The sequence below is a fragment of the Curtobacterium sp. MCLR17_007 genome, from assembly GCF_003234655.2.
GTDB lineage: Bacteria > Actinomycetota > Actinomycetes > Actinomycetales > Microbacteriaceae > Curtobacterium.
In genome coordinates this window covers 2,482,144-2,497,783 of record NZ_CP126271.1, presented here as the reverse complement: position 1 = coordinate 2,497,783, position 15,640 = coordinate 2,482,144, and the positions used below count along the sequence as shown (strand labels likewise).

Here is a 15,640-nt window from a genome sequence, read left to right as displayed (position 1 = left end):
CCGTCATGTTCGTGTGGAACACGTTCATCCTACGACCGGCCGCTGACCTTCTCGTTCCAACCCGTGAGGACCCTGCGCGCCGCGGGCGGTGCGCCGATGTTCCTGGCCGTGTCGTGGTGCGCCAGGAGCTCGTCGCCGACGGCCTCCCAGGTGGTGCCCTCGACGCGCAGACGACCGGCGGACCCCATCCGTTCCGCGCGCGCCCGGTCGAGGTGCATCCCGAGCACGGCGGCTCGGAGTGCCTGTGGTTCGTCCGGGTCGTAGAGGGCACCGTCGAGTCCCGGCGCGACCAGGTCGAGCGGCCCGCCCGACGCCGGTGCGACGACGGGCAGGCCCGAGGCGTGCGCCTCCTGCAGCGTCTGCCCGAACGTCTCGGCGGGTCCGGTGTGCACGAAGACGTCGAGCGCCGCGTACACGTCCGCCAGGTCGTCGCCGCGCAGGGGGCCGGTGAAGGTCGCGTCGAGGTGCCGGAGCCGGCGCTCCAGGGCCGGACGGGAGGGCCCACCTCCTGCGACCACGACCCGGATGCCCGGGATGCCGCCCAGCTCGGCGAGCCGCTCGACCTCCTTCTCGGGTGCCAGCCGCCCCACGTACCCCACGATGGTCTCGCCGCGCGGGGCGAGCCGCCGCCGCAGGCTGCGGACGGCCGACGACGTGCGTCGCGCGGGGTGGAAGAGCGCGGTGTCGACGCCGCGCCCCCAGCGCGCGACGCGGGGCACGCCGTCCTCGATGAGCATGGCCGCGGTGGCGGACGACGGCGCGAGCGTCAGCGAGGCGCCGGCGTGGATGCGCCCGAGCACCTTGCGCACGAGGGGGGCGGTCGCGGCCAGGCCGTTGCGGCGGGCGAACCCGGCCACGTCGGTCTGGAACACGGCGACGGAGGGGATGCCGAGCCTCCCGGCTGCCGTGATCGCGCGCCCACCCAGCAGGAACGGACTGGCGGCGTGGAGGACGTCGGCGCCGGAGGCGGCGAGGATCGTGTCGAGGACCGGGTGCGGCAGCGCCACCGGGAACTGTCGGTAGGCGACCGCCGGGACCCGGTGGACGTCGAAGTCGCGGTACCGCTCGAGCTGGGTCCGCGACCGCAGGCCCGCGATCCCGGGGGTGTCCGGTGCGATGACCACGGCTCGATGGCCGCGACGCTCCAGGTGGTCGAGGACCGCGAGGACGCTCGTGGTCACGCCGTTGAGGGTGGGCAGGAAGCTCTCGGTCACGACGGCGACGGTCCTGCTGGACGTCCCGCGCTCCACGCTGCGTGCGTTCATGGCGTGCTCCAGGCTGCGCGTCGGACGTGTCCGGCAGCGGGTCAGCCCGGTGAACGGGACCTCCGCGGGGGGTGAACAGGTCGTGCGCGCCCGGAGGCGGCGTCGTGCGGTTTCCCGCCGAAGGTCCGGCGGGCACCCAGGAAGACGTGTCGCACGGCGGTAGGTTGAGCCCGTGGCTGCACCCCTCGACGACTTCTACGCGATCATCCCGGCCGGCGGCATCGGATCGCGCCTCTGGCCGCTCTCGCGTGCCGACGCCCCCAAGTTCCTGCACGACCTGACCGGGTCGGGGACCTCGCTCCTGCGCCAGACCTGGGACCGCCTGGCGCCGCTGGCCGGGGAGGGCCGCATCATGGTCGTCACAGGGCGGGCGCACCGGGTCGCGGTCGAGTCGCAGCTGCCGGGGGTCCCCGACCACAACGTCGTGCTCGAGAGCGAGCCGAAGGACTCCACGGCGGCGATCGGCCTCGCCGCGGCCATCCTGCACCGCCGCGAACCCGACGTCGTCATCGGCTCGTTCGCCGCCGACCACGTCATCGGGGACGCCCGCGGGTTCCGCCGGTCCGTTGCCGAGGCCGTCGCCGCGGCCCGCGCCGGGTACGTCACGACGATCGGCATCACGCCGTCCGAGCCGGCGATCGGCTTCGGCTACATCCACGTCGGTGACTCGCTCGGGATCGAGTCCGCGCCGCAGGCGCACACCGTGCGCTCCTTCGTCGAGAAGCCCGACCTCGAGACCGCCACCGGCTACCTCGACGACGGCAACTACCTCTGGAACGCGGGCATGTTCATCTCGCGCGCCGACGTGCTGCTCGCCGAGATCGGCCGGAACGAGCCGAAGCTGCTCGCCGGACTCGAGGAACTCGCCGCCGCGTGGGACACCTCGTCGCGGGGCGCCGTCGTCGACGCCGTGTGGCCGGAACTGAAGAAGATCGCGATCGACTACTCGGTCGCCGAGCCCGCAGCCGCTGCCGGACGCCTGGCCGTGGTCCCCGGCGACTTCGACTGGGACGACGTGGGCGACTTCGCGTCGCTCGCCAAGCTCCAGTCCGGCGGGCTCGCGAACCACCTGGCCGTGCTCGGCGACGGGGCCCGCATCCTGGCGGACTCGTCGAGTGGCATCGTGGTGTCGCACAGCCAGCGGCTCATCTCGCTCATCGGGGTCGACGACATCGTGGTCGTGGACACCCCCGATGCACTCCTCGTGACCACCAGCGCGAACGCCCAGCGGGTCAAGGGTGTGGTGGATGCGCTGAAGATCAGCGGCCGGGACGACGTCCTGTAGCGCTCCATCACGAAATGCCCGGATCTGGGCCGATCCGGTGTCCCCGCGTTACAGGCGCATTACGGTGCGGTCGCGATCCCGTAACCGATCCCCGGGGGCCCTCAGCGGCGTCCTGTACCGGCCAGGCGGTCGTGTACTGTCGCCACGATCGCCCGGTGCACAGTGACCGGGCCAAGCTCCCCGGAGGAACCCACCCGTGTCATCTCGTACCCGTCAGATCGCACTCAGCGGCCTCGCGCTCGTCGGCACCGTCGCCGTCCTGGCCGGCTGCTCCGCCGCTCCGTCCGACACCTCGTCGGCGAAGACCACCAGCTTCCGCCCGTGCATGGTGTCGGACTCCGGTGGGTTCGACGACAAGTCGTTCAACCAGCTCGGCTACGAGGGTCTGCAGGACGCCGCCAAGGAGCTCGGGGCGACGTACAAGTCGGCCGAGTCGAAGGACTCCACGGTCTACGACTCGAACATCGAGCAGCTCGTCAACCAGAACTGCAAGCTCATCGTGACGGTCGGCTTCAACCTCGCCGACGCCACGAAGAAGCAGGCCGCGGCGAACCCCGACACCGACTTCGCGATCATCGACGACAACTCGATCGACGCGAAGAACGTCAAGCCGATCACGTTCGACACCTCGCAGGCCGCGTTCCTCGCCGGCTACGCGGCCGCGTCGTACTCGAAGAGCGGTGTCGTCGGCACGTTCGGTGGCATGCAGATCCCGACCGTCACGATCTTCATGGACGGCTACGCGGACGGCGTGAAGTACTACAACGACCAGAAGAAGAAGGACGTCAAGGTCGTCGGCTGGGACGTCGACAGCCAGAAGGGTTCCTTCACGGGCGGCTTCGAGGCCGGCACGCAGGCCAAGTCGGTCGCACAGACCCTGATCGACCAGGGTGCCGACGTGATCCTCCCCGTCGGCGGCCCGATCTACCAGTCGGCAGCCGAGGCGATCAAGGACGCGAACAACGGTTCCGTGCTGATCGGCGCGGACAGCGACCTGTACGAGGCAGACCCCCGCTACAAGGACATCGCGCTGACCTCCGTCGAGAAGGGCATGCGCCCCGCCACGAAGGACGTCGTCGAGCAGGCCGCCAAGGGCGACTTCTCGAAGACCCCCTACGTCGGCACGCTGAAGAACGAGGGCGTCGGCATCGCGCCGTTCCACGACTACGAGTCCAAGGTCGACTCGGGTCTGTCGAAGGAGCTCGACACGATCAAGTCCGGCATCATCGACGGCTCGATCAAGGTCGAGACCAAGGCGACCGTCAAGTAACACCATCGATGCGGGCGGGGGAGCGATCCTCCGCCCGCATCACCGTGCGCTCAAGAGAAGAAGATCCCGCCACATGAAGCTCGAACTCCGCGGCATCACCAAGCGGTTCGGCCCGCTGGTCGCGAACGACCACATCTCCCTCACCGTCGAACCCGGCGAGGTGCACTGTCTGCTCGGCGAGAACGGTGCCGGCAAGTCGACCCTGATGAACGTCCTCTACGGCATGTACCAGGCCGAGGAGGGCGAGATCCTGCTGGACGACGTCGTCCAGGACTTCGACGGCCCCGGCGACGCGATGCGTGCGGGCATCGGCATGGTGCACCAGCACTTCATGCTCGTGCCGGTGTTCACGGTCGCCGAGAACGTCATGCTCGGACAAGAGGAGACGGCCTTCGGCGGCCGCCTCGACCTCGCCGGTGCGCGCCGACGCGTCCGGGAGATCTCCGAGCGGTTCGGGTTCGACGTCGACCCCGACGCCCGCGTCGAGGACCTCCCCGTCGGTGTGCAGCAGCGCGTCGAGATCATCAAGGCGCTGTCCCGCGACGCCTCGGTGCTGGTCTTCGACGAGCCCACCGCCGTCCTGACCCCGCAGGAGACCGACGAGCTGATGGGCATCATGCGCCAGCTCCGCGAGGCCGGCACCGCGATCGTGTTCATCACCCACAAGCTCCGCGAGGTCCGCGAGGTCGCCGACCGCATCACGGTGATCCGGCTCGGCAAGGTCGTCGGCGAGGCATCGCCCACCGCGACCAACAACGAGCTCGCGGCGCTGATGGTCGGTCGCGCGGTGTCACTCGTCGTCGAGAAGGAACCGTCGACCGGTGGCGAGGACGCCCTGGTCGTCGAGGGCCTCACCGTCACGGACCCGCAGGGCATCGTGCTCGTCGACGACGTGTCGTTCACCGTCCGCCGCGGTGAGGTGCTCGCGATCGCCGGGGTGCAGGGCAACGGCCAGACCGAGCTCACCGAGGCCATCATCGGCCTCGAGCCCGTCCGCGCAGGCCGGGTCACCCTGGACGGCAAGGAGCTCACCGGCCGCAGCGTCAAGCAGGTGCTCGACGCCGGCGTCGGGTTCGTGCCCGAGGACCGGCAAGAGGACGGGCTGGTCGGCGAGTTCACCATCGCCGAGAACCTGATGCTCGACCGCGCCGACCACGCCGAGTTCGTCCGAGCCGGCACCATCCGCGCCACCGAGCGCGACGCCTTCGCCGACGAGAAGATCGCCGAGTTCGACATCCGCACCCCCGGGCGTGCGACCGCGGCCGGCCGGTTGTCGGGCGGCAACCAGCAGAAGATCGTGCTGGCCCGTGAGCTCAGCCGCGAACTCCGCCTGTTCGTCGCCGCGCAGCCCACGCGCGGCATCGACGTCGGGTCCATCGAGTTCGTGCACAAGCGCATCGTCGCCACCCGCGACTCCGGTGTCCCCGTGATCGTCGTGTCCACCGAGCTCGACGAGGTCGTCGCGCTCGCCGACCGGATCGCCGTCATGTACCGCGGCGCGATCATCGGCATCGTCCCCGCGGACACCCCCCGCGACGTCCTCGGTCTCATGATGGCCGGAGAACTCCCTGAAGGAACGGAGCTGGCAGCGTGAGCACCCCCACGCCAGACGAGACCCCGGTGACCGACGACCGGATCCAGGACGTCGAGGGCACCCCGCACCTCATGACCGACTCCGCGGCCGACACCGAGCGCCGGGCCGCCGACCGATCCGGCGCCGACCGCTGGCAGGCCGCCCTGCAGGGCATCATGAACGGCTCCGTGCTCGTCACGGTCCTGGCCGTCGTGCTGGCGCTCGTCGCGTGCGGGATCCTCATCGCGCTGACCGACCAGGCCGTGCAGCAGGCAGCCGGCTACTTCTTCGCCCGACCCGGTGACACGTTCCGCGCGATCGGCACCGCCGTGGGCGGCTCGTACGCCTCGCTGTTCCAGGGGTCGGTCGTGAACTTCGGCGCGGAGTCGTTCGCCCAGGCCGTCGTGCCGATCACCCGGTCCATCGACTACGCCGTCCCGCTCATCGTCGCCGGGCTCGGCATCGCGGTGTCGTTCCGCGCGGGGCTGTTCAACATCGGCGGCCAGGGACAGATCCTGATGGGTGCCGCGGCAGCCGGGTGGTTCGGGTTCTCCTTCGACCTGCCGGCCGCGATCCACATCCCGCTGACGATCGTCGCGGGCATCGTCGGTGGCGCGGTCTGGGGCGGGATCGTCGGGCTGCTCAAGGCCCGCACCGGCGCCAACGAGGTCGTCCTGACGATCATGCTCAACTACGTCGCGCTGTACCTGGTCAGCTACATGCTCCGCACCCCGGGGCTGCTGCAGGCCGGCGGCAGCCCGAACCCGATCTCGCCCGCGATGAAGGACAGCTCGGTGCTGCCGGCACTGTTCGGGCCGCGCTACGGCGTCGACCTCGGGTTCATCGTCGCGATCATCGCGGTGGTCGTCGTGTGGTGGCTGCTCAACAAGTCGTCGCTCGGCTTCCGGTTCCGGACGATCGGCGAGAACCCGCGCGCCGCCCGGGTCGCCGGCATGAGCGTGCCGTCGTTGACCTTCTGGGTGCTCGTCATCTCCGGTGCCCTCGTCGGCATCGCCGGCGCCTACCAGGTGCAGGGCGCCGTCACGAGCGGGTTCACCTCGAACATCGACGCCGGCATCGGCTTCGACGCCATCACGGTGGCGCTGCTCGGGCGCTCGAAGCCGTGGGGCGTGTTCTGGGCGGCGATCCTGTTCGGCGTGCTGAAGAACGGCGGCTACGCCATGCAGGCCGCGAACGGCATCCCGATCGACATCGTCGGGGTCATCCAGGCCCTGATCGTCCTGTTCATCGCCGCACCGCCGCTCGTCCGCGCGATCTTCCGGATCCCGCAGCCCGGCGCCCGTCGCAAGCGCTCCACGAAGTCCGAGCGGAAGGCCGTCGCCGCATGAGCACCCTCAGCCCCACCGCGGCCGCGCCGCACGCCCCGCTGGCCGACCGCGCCGTCGAGACCACCCGCAGCTGGAAGCTGCCGATCGCGTACGCCGTCTTCACGGTCGTGGCGCTCGTTTTCTTCGTCCTGCTGCACCGTTCCGGGGACGCCACGTTCCGGCTCGCCAACGCGGGTGACTTCGTGCAGCTGCCCGACGTGCCGCTGCCCGCGACGGGCACCGGCGTCGTCGTCACCGTCCTGCTCGCCCTGGCCACCGTGTTCGCGGTCGTCCAGGTCCGCGGGTTCCGGAAGGTCCCGCTGTGGGTCACGTCGGTCTTCGCGCTGCTGTTCGTCGTCGGCTTCCTGGCGTGGGCCGCCGCCGGCGCCACGATCCCGCTGCCCGGCCTGCTGGTCGGCGCGCTCGGCCTCAGCGTCCCGCTCGTGTTCGGTGCGCTGGGCGGCGTCATCTCCGAGAAGGTCGGCGTCGTCAACATCGCGATCGAGGGCCAGTTCCTGGCGGGGGCGTTCGTCTCCGCGATGATCGGCTCCCTGACCGGCTCCGCGTGGGTCGGGCTGATCGGTGCCCTCGTGGCCGGGGTGCTCGTGTCGTTCGTCCTGGCGGCGTTCAGCATCAAGTACCTCGTCGACCAGGTCATCGTCGGTGTCGTCATCAACGCGTTCATCTCCGGTCTGACCGGCTTCCTGTACTCGCAGGTGCTGTCGCCGGCCGAGCAGACGCTCAACACCGGCATCCGCTTCCCGGTGCTGCCGATCCCGGTGCTGCACCAGATCCCGGTGATCGGCCCGGTCTTCTTCGAGCAGAACGTCATCGTGTACCTGGCGTACGTCGCGGTCGCGGTCGTCACGTTCGCGCTGTTCAAGACGCGCTGGGGCCTGCGCCTCCGTGCCGTCGGCGAGCACCCGCAGGCAGCGGACACCGTCGGCATCAACGTGCTGAGCACCCGGTTCTGGAACGTGTCGCTCGCGGGCGCGATCGCCGGCCTGGGCGGTGCGTACTTCACGCTCGGCTCGGTCGGACCGTTCGCGAAGGACATGACCGCCGGCGCGGGCTACATCGCGCTCGCGGCCGTCATCTTCGGCCGGTGGGACCCGATCCGCGCCACGCTCGCGGCGCTGCTGTTCGGCTTCGCGTCGAACCTGCAGAACGTGCTCGGGTCGATCAACTCGCCCGTCCCGAGCGAGTTCCTGCTGATGCTGCCGTACGTCGTGACGATCTTCGCCGTCGCCGGCCTGGTCGGGCAGTCGCGCGGCCCGGCTGCCTCCGGCAAGCCGTACATCAAGAGCTAGCCAGGAGGCCCGGCACATGACCGACACGAACGCTGCGGGTGACCAGGAGGCTGGCGAGCCCGCCTGGACCGACCCGGCCACGAACCTCCAGTCCGACTCGTCGACGCTCGACGCGGGTGTCGACGTCGACTGGACCGCCCTGCGGCAGGCGGCGACCGCCGCCATGGGGCGGGCGTACGCGCCCTACTCGTCCTTCCCGGTGGGCGCTGCCGCGCTCACCGACGACGGCCGGGTCGTGTCCGGCTGCAACGTCGAGAACGCGTCGTACGGCGTGACGCTGTGCGCCGAGTGCTCGCTCGTGTCGCAGCTGCACATGACCGGCGGCGGCAAGCTCGTCGCGTTCACGTGCGTCGACGGCGACGGCGCGACCCTGATGCCGTGCGGCCGGTGCCGGCAGCTGCTGTTCGAGCACTCTGCCGAGGGCATGCTGCTCGAGACCGTCTCGGGCATCCGCACCATCGACGAGGTGCTGCCCGACGCCTTCGGCCCGCGCACCCTCGTCACGTACCACCAGGAGCACTGATCCACATGGCCGTCGAACCCTTCGACACCGTCGACCTGATCCGCACGAAGCGATCGGGTGACGCGCTCAGCACGCCCGAGATCGACTGGCTCGTCGATGCGTACACGCGCGGCTACGTCGAGGACCCGCAGATGGCCGCACTCGCGATGGCGATCTTCCTGAACGGGATGGAACGGCGCGAGATCAAGGACCTGACGCTCGCGATGATCGCGTCGGGGGAGCGGATGTCGTTCGCGTCGCTCGGCAAGACGACCGTCGACAAGCACTCCACCGGCGGCGTCGGCGACAAGATCACCCTGCCCCTGGCGCCGCTCGTCGCGTCGTTCGGCGTCGCGGTGCCGCAGCTGTCCGGGCGCGGTCTCGGGCACACCGGCGGGACGCTCGACAAGCTCGAGTCGGTCCCCGGGTGGCAGGCCGCCGTGTCGAACGAGCGGATGATGGCGATCCTGTCCGACGTCGGCGCGGTCATCTGCGCCGCTGGGTCCGGCCTGGCCCCCGCGGACAAGAAGCTCTACGCGCTCCGCGACATCACCGGCACGGTCGAGTGCATCCCGCTCATCGCGTCGAGCATCATGTCGAAGAAGATCGCCGAGGGCACCGGCGCGCTCGTGCTCGACGTGAAGTTCGGGTCCGGCGCGTTCATGCCCACCTACGAGGCCTCGCGGGAGCTCGCGCAGACGATGGTCGACCTCGGCAACGACGCCGGCGTCGCCACGAGCGCCCTGCTGACCGACATGGAGGTCCCACTCGGGCTGACCATCGGCAACGCGCTCGAGGTCCGCGAGTCCGTCGAGGTGCTCGCCGGAGGCGGCCCGGCCGACGTCGTCGAGCTGACCGTCGCGCTCGCGTCCGAGATGCTGCGGCTCGCCGGACTGCCGGACGCCGACCCGGCCGCGGCGCTGGCCGACGGGCGGGCGATGGACACCTGGCGTCGGATGATCCAGGCGCAGGGCGGGGACGCGGCGGCCTCGCTGCCGGTCGCCCGCGAGCAGCACGTCGTCACCGCGACGTCGTCCGGCGTGCTCGCCGAGCAGCAGGCGCTGCCGTTCGGCGTCGCCGCGTGGCGGCTCGGGGCCGGACGCGCGCGCGCCCAGGACCCGGTGCAGGCCGGGGCGGGGATCGAGCTGCACGTCAAGCCCGGCGACACGGTCACCGAGGGGCAGCCGCTCTGGACGCTGCACTCCGACGACGCGTCACGGATCCCGCGGGCGCTGGAGTCGCTCGAGGGCGCCTGGTCGATCGGCACGTCGGCCGAGCCGCGCGGCCCGATCGTGCGCGAGCGCATCGGGAACTGAACCGACGGGGCGCCGGACTGGAGGCCCCCCACCGGACCGGTGGGGAGCCTCCAGTCCGATGCCCCGGAAGTTGTCCACAGGCGCGAGCACGCAGTCGGTGACCACCGCTAGCCTGGTCTCCATGAGCGCCGACGCCGTCCCCACGTACCGACTGCCCGACGCGGGCGCCGTCATCAACGACCTGCCCAAGGTGTCGCTGCACGACCACCTCGACGGCGGCCTGCGTCCGGCGACGATCATCGAGCTCGCCGCGGCCGAGGGCATCACGCTGCCCTCGACGGACGCCGACACGCTGCGGCAGTGGTTCGCCGACCAGTCCGACTCCGGCTCGCTCGTCGAGTACCTGAAGACCTTCGACGTCACCACCAGCGTGATGCAGACCGCCAACGGACTCGAGCGCGTGGCGCGCGAGTTCGTCGAGGACCTGGTCGCCGACGGGGTCGTCTACGGCGAGGTCCGATGGGCGCCCGAGCAGCACCTGCGGGGCGGACTGACCCTCGACCAGACGGTCGAGGCAGTGCAGGCCGGCATCGAGTCCGCGGTCGACGCTGCCGGCGGTGCGATCCGCATCGGACAGCTCGTCACCGCGATGCGTCACGCCGACCGTGCACTCGAGATCGCCGAGCTCGCGCTGCGCCACCGCGACCGCGGTGTGGTCGGGTTCGACATCGCGGGCGCCGAAGCCGGGTTCCCCGCGTCGAACCACCGAGCCGCCTTCGACCACCTGGCCTCCGAGCTCTTCCCGGTCACCGTGCACGCGGGCGAAGCCGACGGCCTGGCATCGATCCGGTCGGCGCTGGTCGACGGCCGCGCGCTGCGCCTCGGGCACGGCGTCCGCCTGTTCGAGGACGTCACCCTGTCCGACGCGGGCGACGGCTCCACGCTGGCGTCGCTGGGCGAGGTCGCCTCGTGGGTCCGCGACCGCGAGGTCCCGCTCGAGCTCTCGCCGTCGTCGAACCTGCAGACCGGGGCGATCGCGGCGTGGGGCGACGACCTCGCCGACCACCCGTTCGACGTGCTCTACCAGCTCGGCTTCCGCGTCACGGTGAACACCGACAACCGCCTGATGAGCAACACCACGCTCACGAAGGAGCTCGCACTGCTGGCGGGCACGTTCGGGTACGACCTCGACGACCTCGCGGCGTTCCAGATCAACGCCGCGCTCGGGTCGTTCCTGCCGCTCGAGGACCGCGAGGAGATCATCGCGATGATCACCTCCGGGTACGCGGAGGCCTGACCCGATGAGCCTGCCGCCACTGTCCGACGAAGCCGTCGTGCTGGGGGCGTCCGCTGCGTCGTGGCGGGACGCACTCCGGCTGGCCGGTGGCGCCCTCGTCGCGTCAGGAGCAGCGACCGACGAGTACACCGACGCCATGATCGCCATGGTCGAGGAACACGGGCCGTACATCGTCATCTCGCCCGGGCTCGCCTTCGCCCACGCCCGTCCCGGCGCGTCGGTGGTGCGCGACGGGCTCTCGGTCGTGACCCTCGCCGAGCCGGTCGCGTTCGGGCACCCGCACAACGACCCCGTCAGCGTCGTGCTCGGGCTCGCCGTCGCGGGGATCGGGACGCACCTCGAGTCCATCGGCGAGATCGCCAACCTGTTCAACGACGAGTCGGTGACCTCGCGCCTCGCCGCAGCCACCTCGGCAGCCGACGTGCGCGCCGTCATGGGGGTCTCCGCATGAAGATCGTGACCATCTGCGGTGCGGGCATCGGCTCGAGCGCCATCCTCAAGGTCAACGCCGAGAAGGCCCTGGCGGCGCTCGGCCTGTCCGCCGAGGTCGTGGCGGCCGACGTCGCCTCGGTGCGCGAGGTCGCCGACGACGCCAACGTGATCCTGACGTCGCAGGAGTTCGTCGAGGCGATCGGCGACACCTACGCCGAGGTCATCGTGATCCGCAACCACTTCGACCAGCGCGAGATCGCCGCGGCGGTCGAGCGGTCGCTGGGGGACCCGACGGCTCCGTAGCGCGGCGTCCGGCGGGGTCGCGGGTGCCCCGTAGCATTGCGGCATGGCAAGCACGAACCCGCTCAACGACCCTGCTGTCGACCCGTTCGACGTCGCCCGCGACGCCGCCGCCGTCATCGCCACGGAGTCCGGCATCGAACGGCACGACATCGCACTGACGCTCGGCTCCGGCTGGGGCAAGGCGGCCGATCTGCTCGGCGAGACCGTGTCCTCGATCGACGCCGCCGACGTCCCCGGCTTCAGTGCGTCGGCGGTCCCCGGGCACTCCGGCACGATCCGCTCGGTCCGGCTGGCCGACGGTCGGCACGCGCTCGTCGTCGGTGCGCGGACCCACTACTACGAGGGCCACGGCGTGCGTCGCGTCGTGCACAGTGTCCGCACCGCTGCGGCGACCGGCGCCGGCACGATGGTCCTGACGAACGGGGCCGGCGGCATCAAGGAGCACTGGAAGCCCGGTACCCCGGTGCTCATCAGCGACCACATCAACCTGACGGCCGACAGCCCGCTCGAGGGCGCGACCTTCATCGACCTCACCGACCTGTACTCCGCCCGGCTCCGCGCCGTCGCGAAGCAGATCGATCCGTCCCTCGACGAGGGCGTCTACACGCAGTTCCGCGGGCCGCACTACGAGACCCCGGCCGAGGTCCAGATGGCGAAGGCCATCGGCGGGCACATCGTCGGCATGTCCACCGCGCTCGAGGCCATCGCCGCCCGCCAGGCCGGCATGGAGGTCCTCGGCTTCTCGCTCATCACCAACCTCGCCGCCGGCATCCAGACGACCCCGCTGTCGCACACCGAGGTGCTCGAGGCCGGCCGCGTGGCCGAGCCGGTGATCGCCGACCTGCTCGCCCGGGTCGTGGCCGCCCTGTGAGCGGGTACACCGGGCCGTCCGACGGGGCCATCGCGGACGGGGACCTGGTCACCGACACCACCCCCCTCGACGCAGCACGGGCCTGGCTGGTGCAGGACCCCGACCCCGAGACGCGGGACGAGCTCGACGCGGTCGTCGCCGCCGCGGGCAGCGGGGACGCGACGGCCCTCGCCGTGCTCCACGAGCGCTTCGCAGGACGGTTGCAGTTCGGCACCGCCGGGCTCCGCGCCGAGCTCGGGTGGGGACCGCTGCGGATGAACCGGGTGGTCGTCACCCAGGCCGCGGCCGGGCTCGCACGGTTCCTCATCGACACCGGTCGTGACCGCAGCGTCGTCATCGGGTACGACGGTCGGGTGAACTCCGACGTGTTCGCGCGGGACTCCGCCGAGGTCATGCGCGGGCTGGGGCTCGACGTCACGCTGCTGCCGAGCGCGCTGCCCACACCGGTGCTCGCGTTCGCCGTCCGACACCTGGGCGTCGGCGCCGGGGTCATGGTCACGGCCAGCCACAACCCGCCGCGCGACAACGGCTACAAGGTGTACCTCGGCGGGGACGACGACGGGTCGCAGATCGTGCCGCCCGTCGACGCCACCATCGCCGCGGCGATCGACGCCGTGGCGGCGACGCCGCTCGGTGACCTGCCGCGGGCGACCGACCACACGGTGGCGAGCGCGGACCTGGTCGGGGCCTACGTGTCCGCGACGGCCGCGATCGTGCCGGCCCCGGCCCTCCCGGTCGACGCGCAGCCCAGCGTCGTCTACACGGCCATGCACGGCGTCGGGTGGGACACCGCCCGCGCCGTCTTCGCCGCGGCCGGGTTCGCCGAGCCCGCGGTGGTGCACGAGCAGATCGAGCCCGACGGCGCCTTCCCGACCGTGTCGTTCCCCAACCCGGAGGAGCCGGGTGCGATGGACCTGGCGATCGCCCGGGGCGTGGCCGTCGGTGCCGACCTCGTCATCGCGAACGACCCCGATGCGGACCGGCTCGCGCTGGCCATCCCGGACGGCTCCGGCTCGTACCGCCGCCTGTCCGGCAACGAGGTGGGGTGGCTCCTCGGCTGGCGCGCTGCCCAGCGCGCCGTCGCCTCGGGGCAGACCGGGGTGCTCGCCGCGTCGATCGTGTCGTCGCCGGCGCTGTCCCGCGTGGCCGAGCGGCACGGCCTGGGGTACCGCGACACGCTCACCGGCTTCAAGTGGGTGTCCCGCGTGCCCGACCTGCTCTTCGGCTACGAAGAGGCGCTCGGCTACCTGGTCGACCCCGAGGTCGTCCGCGACAAGGACGGCATCTCGGCAGCGCTCGTGCTGCTCGATCTGGCCACGACGCTCGCCGCTGCGGGATCGAGCATCGCCGGGCAGCTCGACGCGTTCGCGGCGGAGTTCGGTGCGTTCGCGTCCGGACAGGTCGCGACCCGTGTCGACGACCTCGCCCGCATCGGCACGATCATGCAGGACCTCCGGTCGTCACCACCGTCGACGCTCGGCCCGCTGACCGTGCTGCGCACGACCGACTACGCCGCCGGGGTCGACGGCTTCCCGCCGTCGGACATCCTGCGCTACGACCTCGACGGCGAGGCGCGGGTCATCGTCCGCCCGAGCGGCACCGAGCCGAAGGTGAAGGTCTACATCGACACCGTGGCGGCGACGCCTGCCGAGGCGCAGTCGCTCGTCGAGGCCCTCGCCGACGCGATCCGCCCCCGCGTGTCGTAGGGCGGCGCGGCGCGGCGCGGCTGCTTGGGCTGGTTCGCACCCCCGCACGCATATCGCGCCCCGATTTCCCGGGGCGCGATGTCGTTCCGGGGGTGCAAGGTCGGCGGTGGAAGTCCTCCACATGCCGTGGTCCGCTCGGCCCCGTCCACATACTCGCTCGTTCGTAGCCCGGCGCGCTTCCGAGCTGTGACGCTCGACGGGTGTGTATCGATCTGGTCTCCACGGGCGCGGGAGTGGACACCGCGTCGGCCGCCCGTGTCCGTCGGAGTGCGGCCAAGGGAGAACTCGTCAGGGTCTCCCGCGGGAACTTCGCGGACGCTGCGCAGTGGAACGGGGCCAGCGATCGTGATCGACACGTGGCGCTCATCCGCACCGTGGACCGCCTTCCCGGGTCTGGGCTGGTGGTGTCTCATCGGTCAGCCGTCGCCATGCACGGTCTCCCGTGGATCGGGACGTTCGGCGACCGAGTGGTGATCGCCGATCCCACGCGCGACCGAGGGCAGACCAAGGGCATCGTCCGGCGAGTCGGCACGGCTGGCCGGGTTCCGGAGGCGGTCATACTGTCGGGCCTCGCCGTCACGTCGCTCGTCGTGACGGCAGTCGACGTCGCGCTCGCTGAGCATCCGTGGCGAGCGATCGTCGTCCTCGACGCCGTTCTCCGTCGTGGAGTCACGCGAGCGGCTCTGGACGCAGAACTCCACGCCCGGGGTGCGGCGCGAGCGCGTCGGCGCGCGGCGGAGCTCATCCAGGTCGCCGATGCAGCGGCGGAATCGCCCGGCGAGAGCATCACTCGGTGGGGTGCGCATGTCCTGGGCGCGCCGGAGCCGATCCTGCAGCACGGCTTCGACACCGAATGGGGCACGCAAGAGCGAGTTGACTTCTGGTACCCGACCTCGGGCACGGTCATCGAGTTCGACGGCGCCGTCAAGTACCACGACGCTCGACTCCGGAAGGGCCGGTCAGCGGACGAGGTCGTCGTCGAGGAGAAGCGGCGCGAGGACGCGCTTCGGCGCAAGCCCGAGATCTTCCACTTCGGGCGCGTCGTCTGGGCCGACGCCATGCCCGGCGGGCAGTTGCCGCGGCGGCTGCACGATGCCGGTGTGCCACTCGGGCCGAACTGGGCCGGTGCTTGGCGTGCTGCTACGCTTCGCTCCCTCTGACGAACATCGCGCCCCGTGGTTCCAGGGCGCGATGTTCACTCCGGGGCGCGAAGTACGCGCGGCTCCGGGGCGCGAGGACGCG

At 71.3% G+C, this 15,640-nt stretch carries 14 protein-coding genes; 13 read left to right on the top strand and 1 reads right to left on the bottom strand.

Annotation, left to right across the window (positions count from 1 at the left end):
• Positions 1-29 precede the first annotated feature (29 nt).
• Positions 30-1,265, bottom strand: coding sequence for a glycosyltransferase family 4 protein (locus DEJ13_RS11770; RefSeq protein ID WP_181436993.1), 1,236 nt, complete (start codon positions 1,263-1,265; stop codon positions 30-32).
• A gap of 172 nt (positions 1,266-1,437) precedes the next feature.
• On the opposite strand from DEJ13_RS11770, the gene DEJ13_RS11765 reads away from it, so the two are divergent.
• From DEJ13_RS11765 to DEJ13_RS11705, 13 genes are all read left to right on the top strand, one after another.
• Positions 1,438-2,550 carry a mannose-1-phosphate guanylyltransferase gene (locus DEJ13_RS11765; protein ID WP_111106587.1) on the top strand — a complete coding sequence of 371 codons (1,113 nt, stop codon included), beginning with the start codon at positions 1,438-1,440 and terminating at the stop codon, positions 2,548-2,550.
• A gap of 196 nt (positions 2,551-2,746) precedes the next feature.
• The gene (locus DEJ13_RS11760; protein ID WP_111106588.1) at positions 2,747-3,820 is read left to right on the top strand and encodes a BMP family lipoprotein; all 1,074 of its coding nucleotides are present in this window, start codon (positions 2,747-2,749) and stop codon (positions 3,818-3,820) included.
• 73 nt (positions 3,821-3,893) lie between these two features.
• The gene (locus DEJ13_RS11755) at positions 3,894-5,414 is read left to right on the top strand and encodes an ABC transporter ATP-binding protein (RefSeq protein WP_056118624.1); all 1,521 of its coding nucleotides are present in this window, start codon (positions 3,894-3,896) and stop codon (positions 5,412-5,414) included.
• Positions 5,411-6,742, top strand: a complete 1,332-nt coding sequence (locus DEJ13_RS11750; RefSeq protein ID WP_502868697.1) for an ABC transporter permease — start codon at positions 5,411-5,413, stop codon at positions 6,740-6,742. The genes DEJ13_RS11755 and DEJ13_RS11750 overlap by 4 nt, the downstream gene beginning before the upstream one ends.
• Complete coding sequence (locus DEJ13_RS11745; protein ID WP_111106589.1) at positions 6,739-8,031, top strand: ABC transporter permease; 1,293 nt, start codon at positions 6,739-6,741, stop codon at positions 8,029-8,031. Before DEJ13_RS11750 ends, DEJ13_RS11745 begins: the two co-directional genes overlap by 4 nt.
• A gap of 16 nt (positions 8,032-8,047) precedes the next feature.
• Positions 8,048-8,554: a cytidine deaminase gene (locus DEJ13_RS11740; RefSeq protein ID WP_111106590.1), complete on the top strand. Its 507-nt coding sequence runs from the start codon at positions 8,048-8,050 to the stop codon at positions 8,552-8,554.
• Between the two features lie 5 nt (positions 8,555-8,559).
• The gene (locus DEJ13_RS11735; RefSeq protein ID WP_111106591.1) at positions 8,560-9,849 is read left to right on the top strand and encodes a thymidine phosphorylase; all 1,290 of its coding nucleotides are present in this window, start codon (positions 8,560-8,562) and stop codon (positions 9,847-9,849) included.
• A 121-nt stretch (positions 9,850-9,970) separates the two neighbouring features.
• A complete protein-coding gene (locus tag DEJ13_RS11730; RefSeq protein WP_111106592.1) occupies positions 9,971-11,086 on the top strand; it encodes an adenosine deaminase in 1,116 nt (371 codons plus the stop codon).
• 4 nt (positions 11,087-11,090) lie between these two features.
• Positions 11,091-11,537, top strand: coding sequence for a PTS sugar transporter subunit IIA (locus DEJ13_RS11725; protein WP_111106593.1), 447 nt, complete (start codon positions 11,091-11,093; stop codon positions 11,535-11,537).
• Positions 11,534-11,821, top strand: coding sequence for a PTS sugar transporter subunit IIB (locus tag DEJ13_RS11720; protein WP_111106594.1), 288 nt, complete (start codon positions 11,534-11,536; stop codon positions 11,819-11,821). Before DEJ13_RS11725 ends, DEJ13_RS11720 begins: the two co-directional genes overlap by 4 nt.
• A gap of 43 nt (positions 11,822-11,864) precedes the next feature.
• On the top strand, positions 11,865-12,692 hold the full coding sequence (locus DEJ13_RS11715) for a purine-nucleoside phosphorylase (protein ID WP_111106595.1): 828 nt from the start codon (positions 11,865-11,867) through the stop codon (positions 12,690-12,692).
• A 44-nt stretch (positions 12,693-12,736) separates the two neighbouring features.
• Positions 12,737-14,398 (top strand): phospho-sugar mutase, encoded by a 1,662-nt coding sequence (locus DEJ13_RS11710; protein WP_111106671.1) that lies wholly within the window; start codon positions 12,737-12,739, stop codon positions 14,396-14,398.
• A gap of 356 nt (positions 14,399-14,754) precedes the next feature.
• On the top strand, positions 14,755-15,558 hold the full coding sequence (locus DEJ13_RS11705) for a hypothetical protein (protein ID WP_284158061.1): 804 nt from the start codon (positions 14,755-14,757) through the stop codon (positions 15,556-15,558).
• Positions 15,559-15,640: the final 82 nt, after the last annotated feature.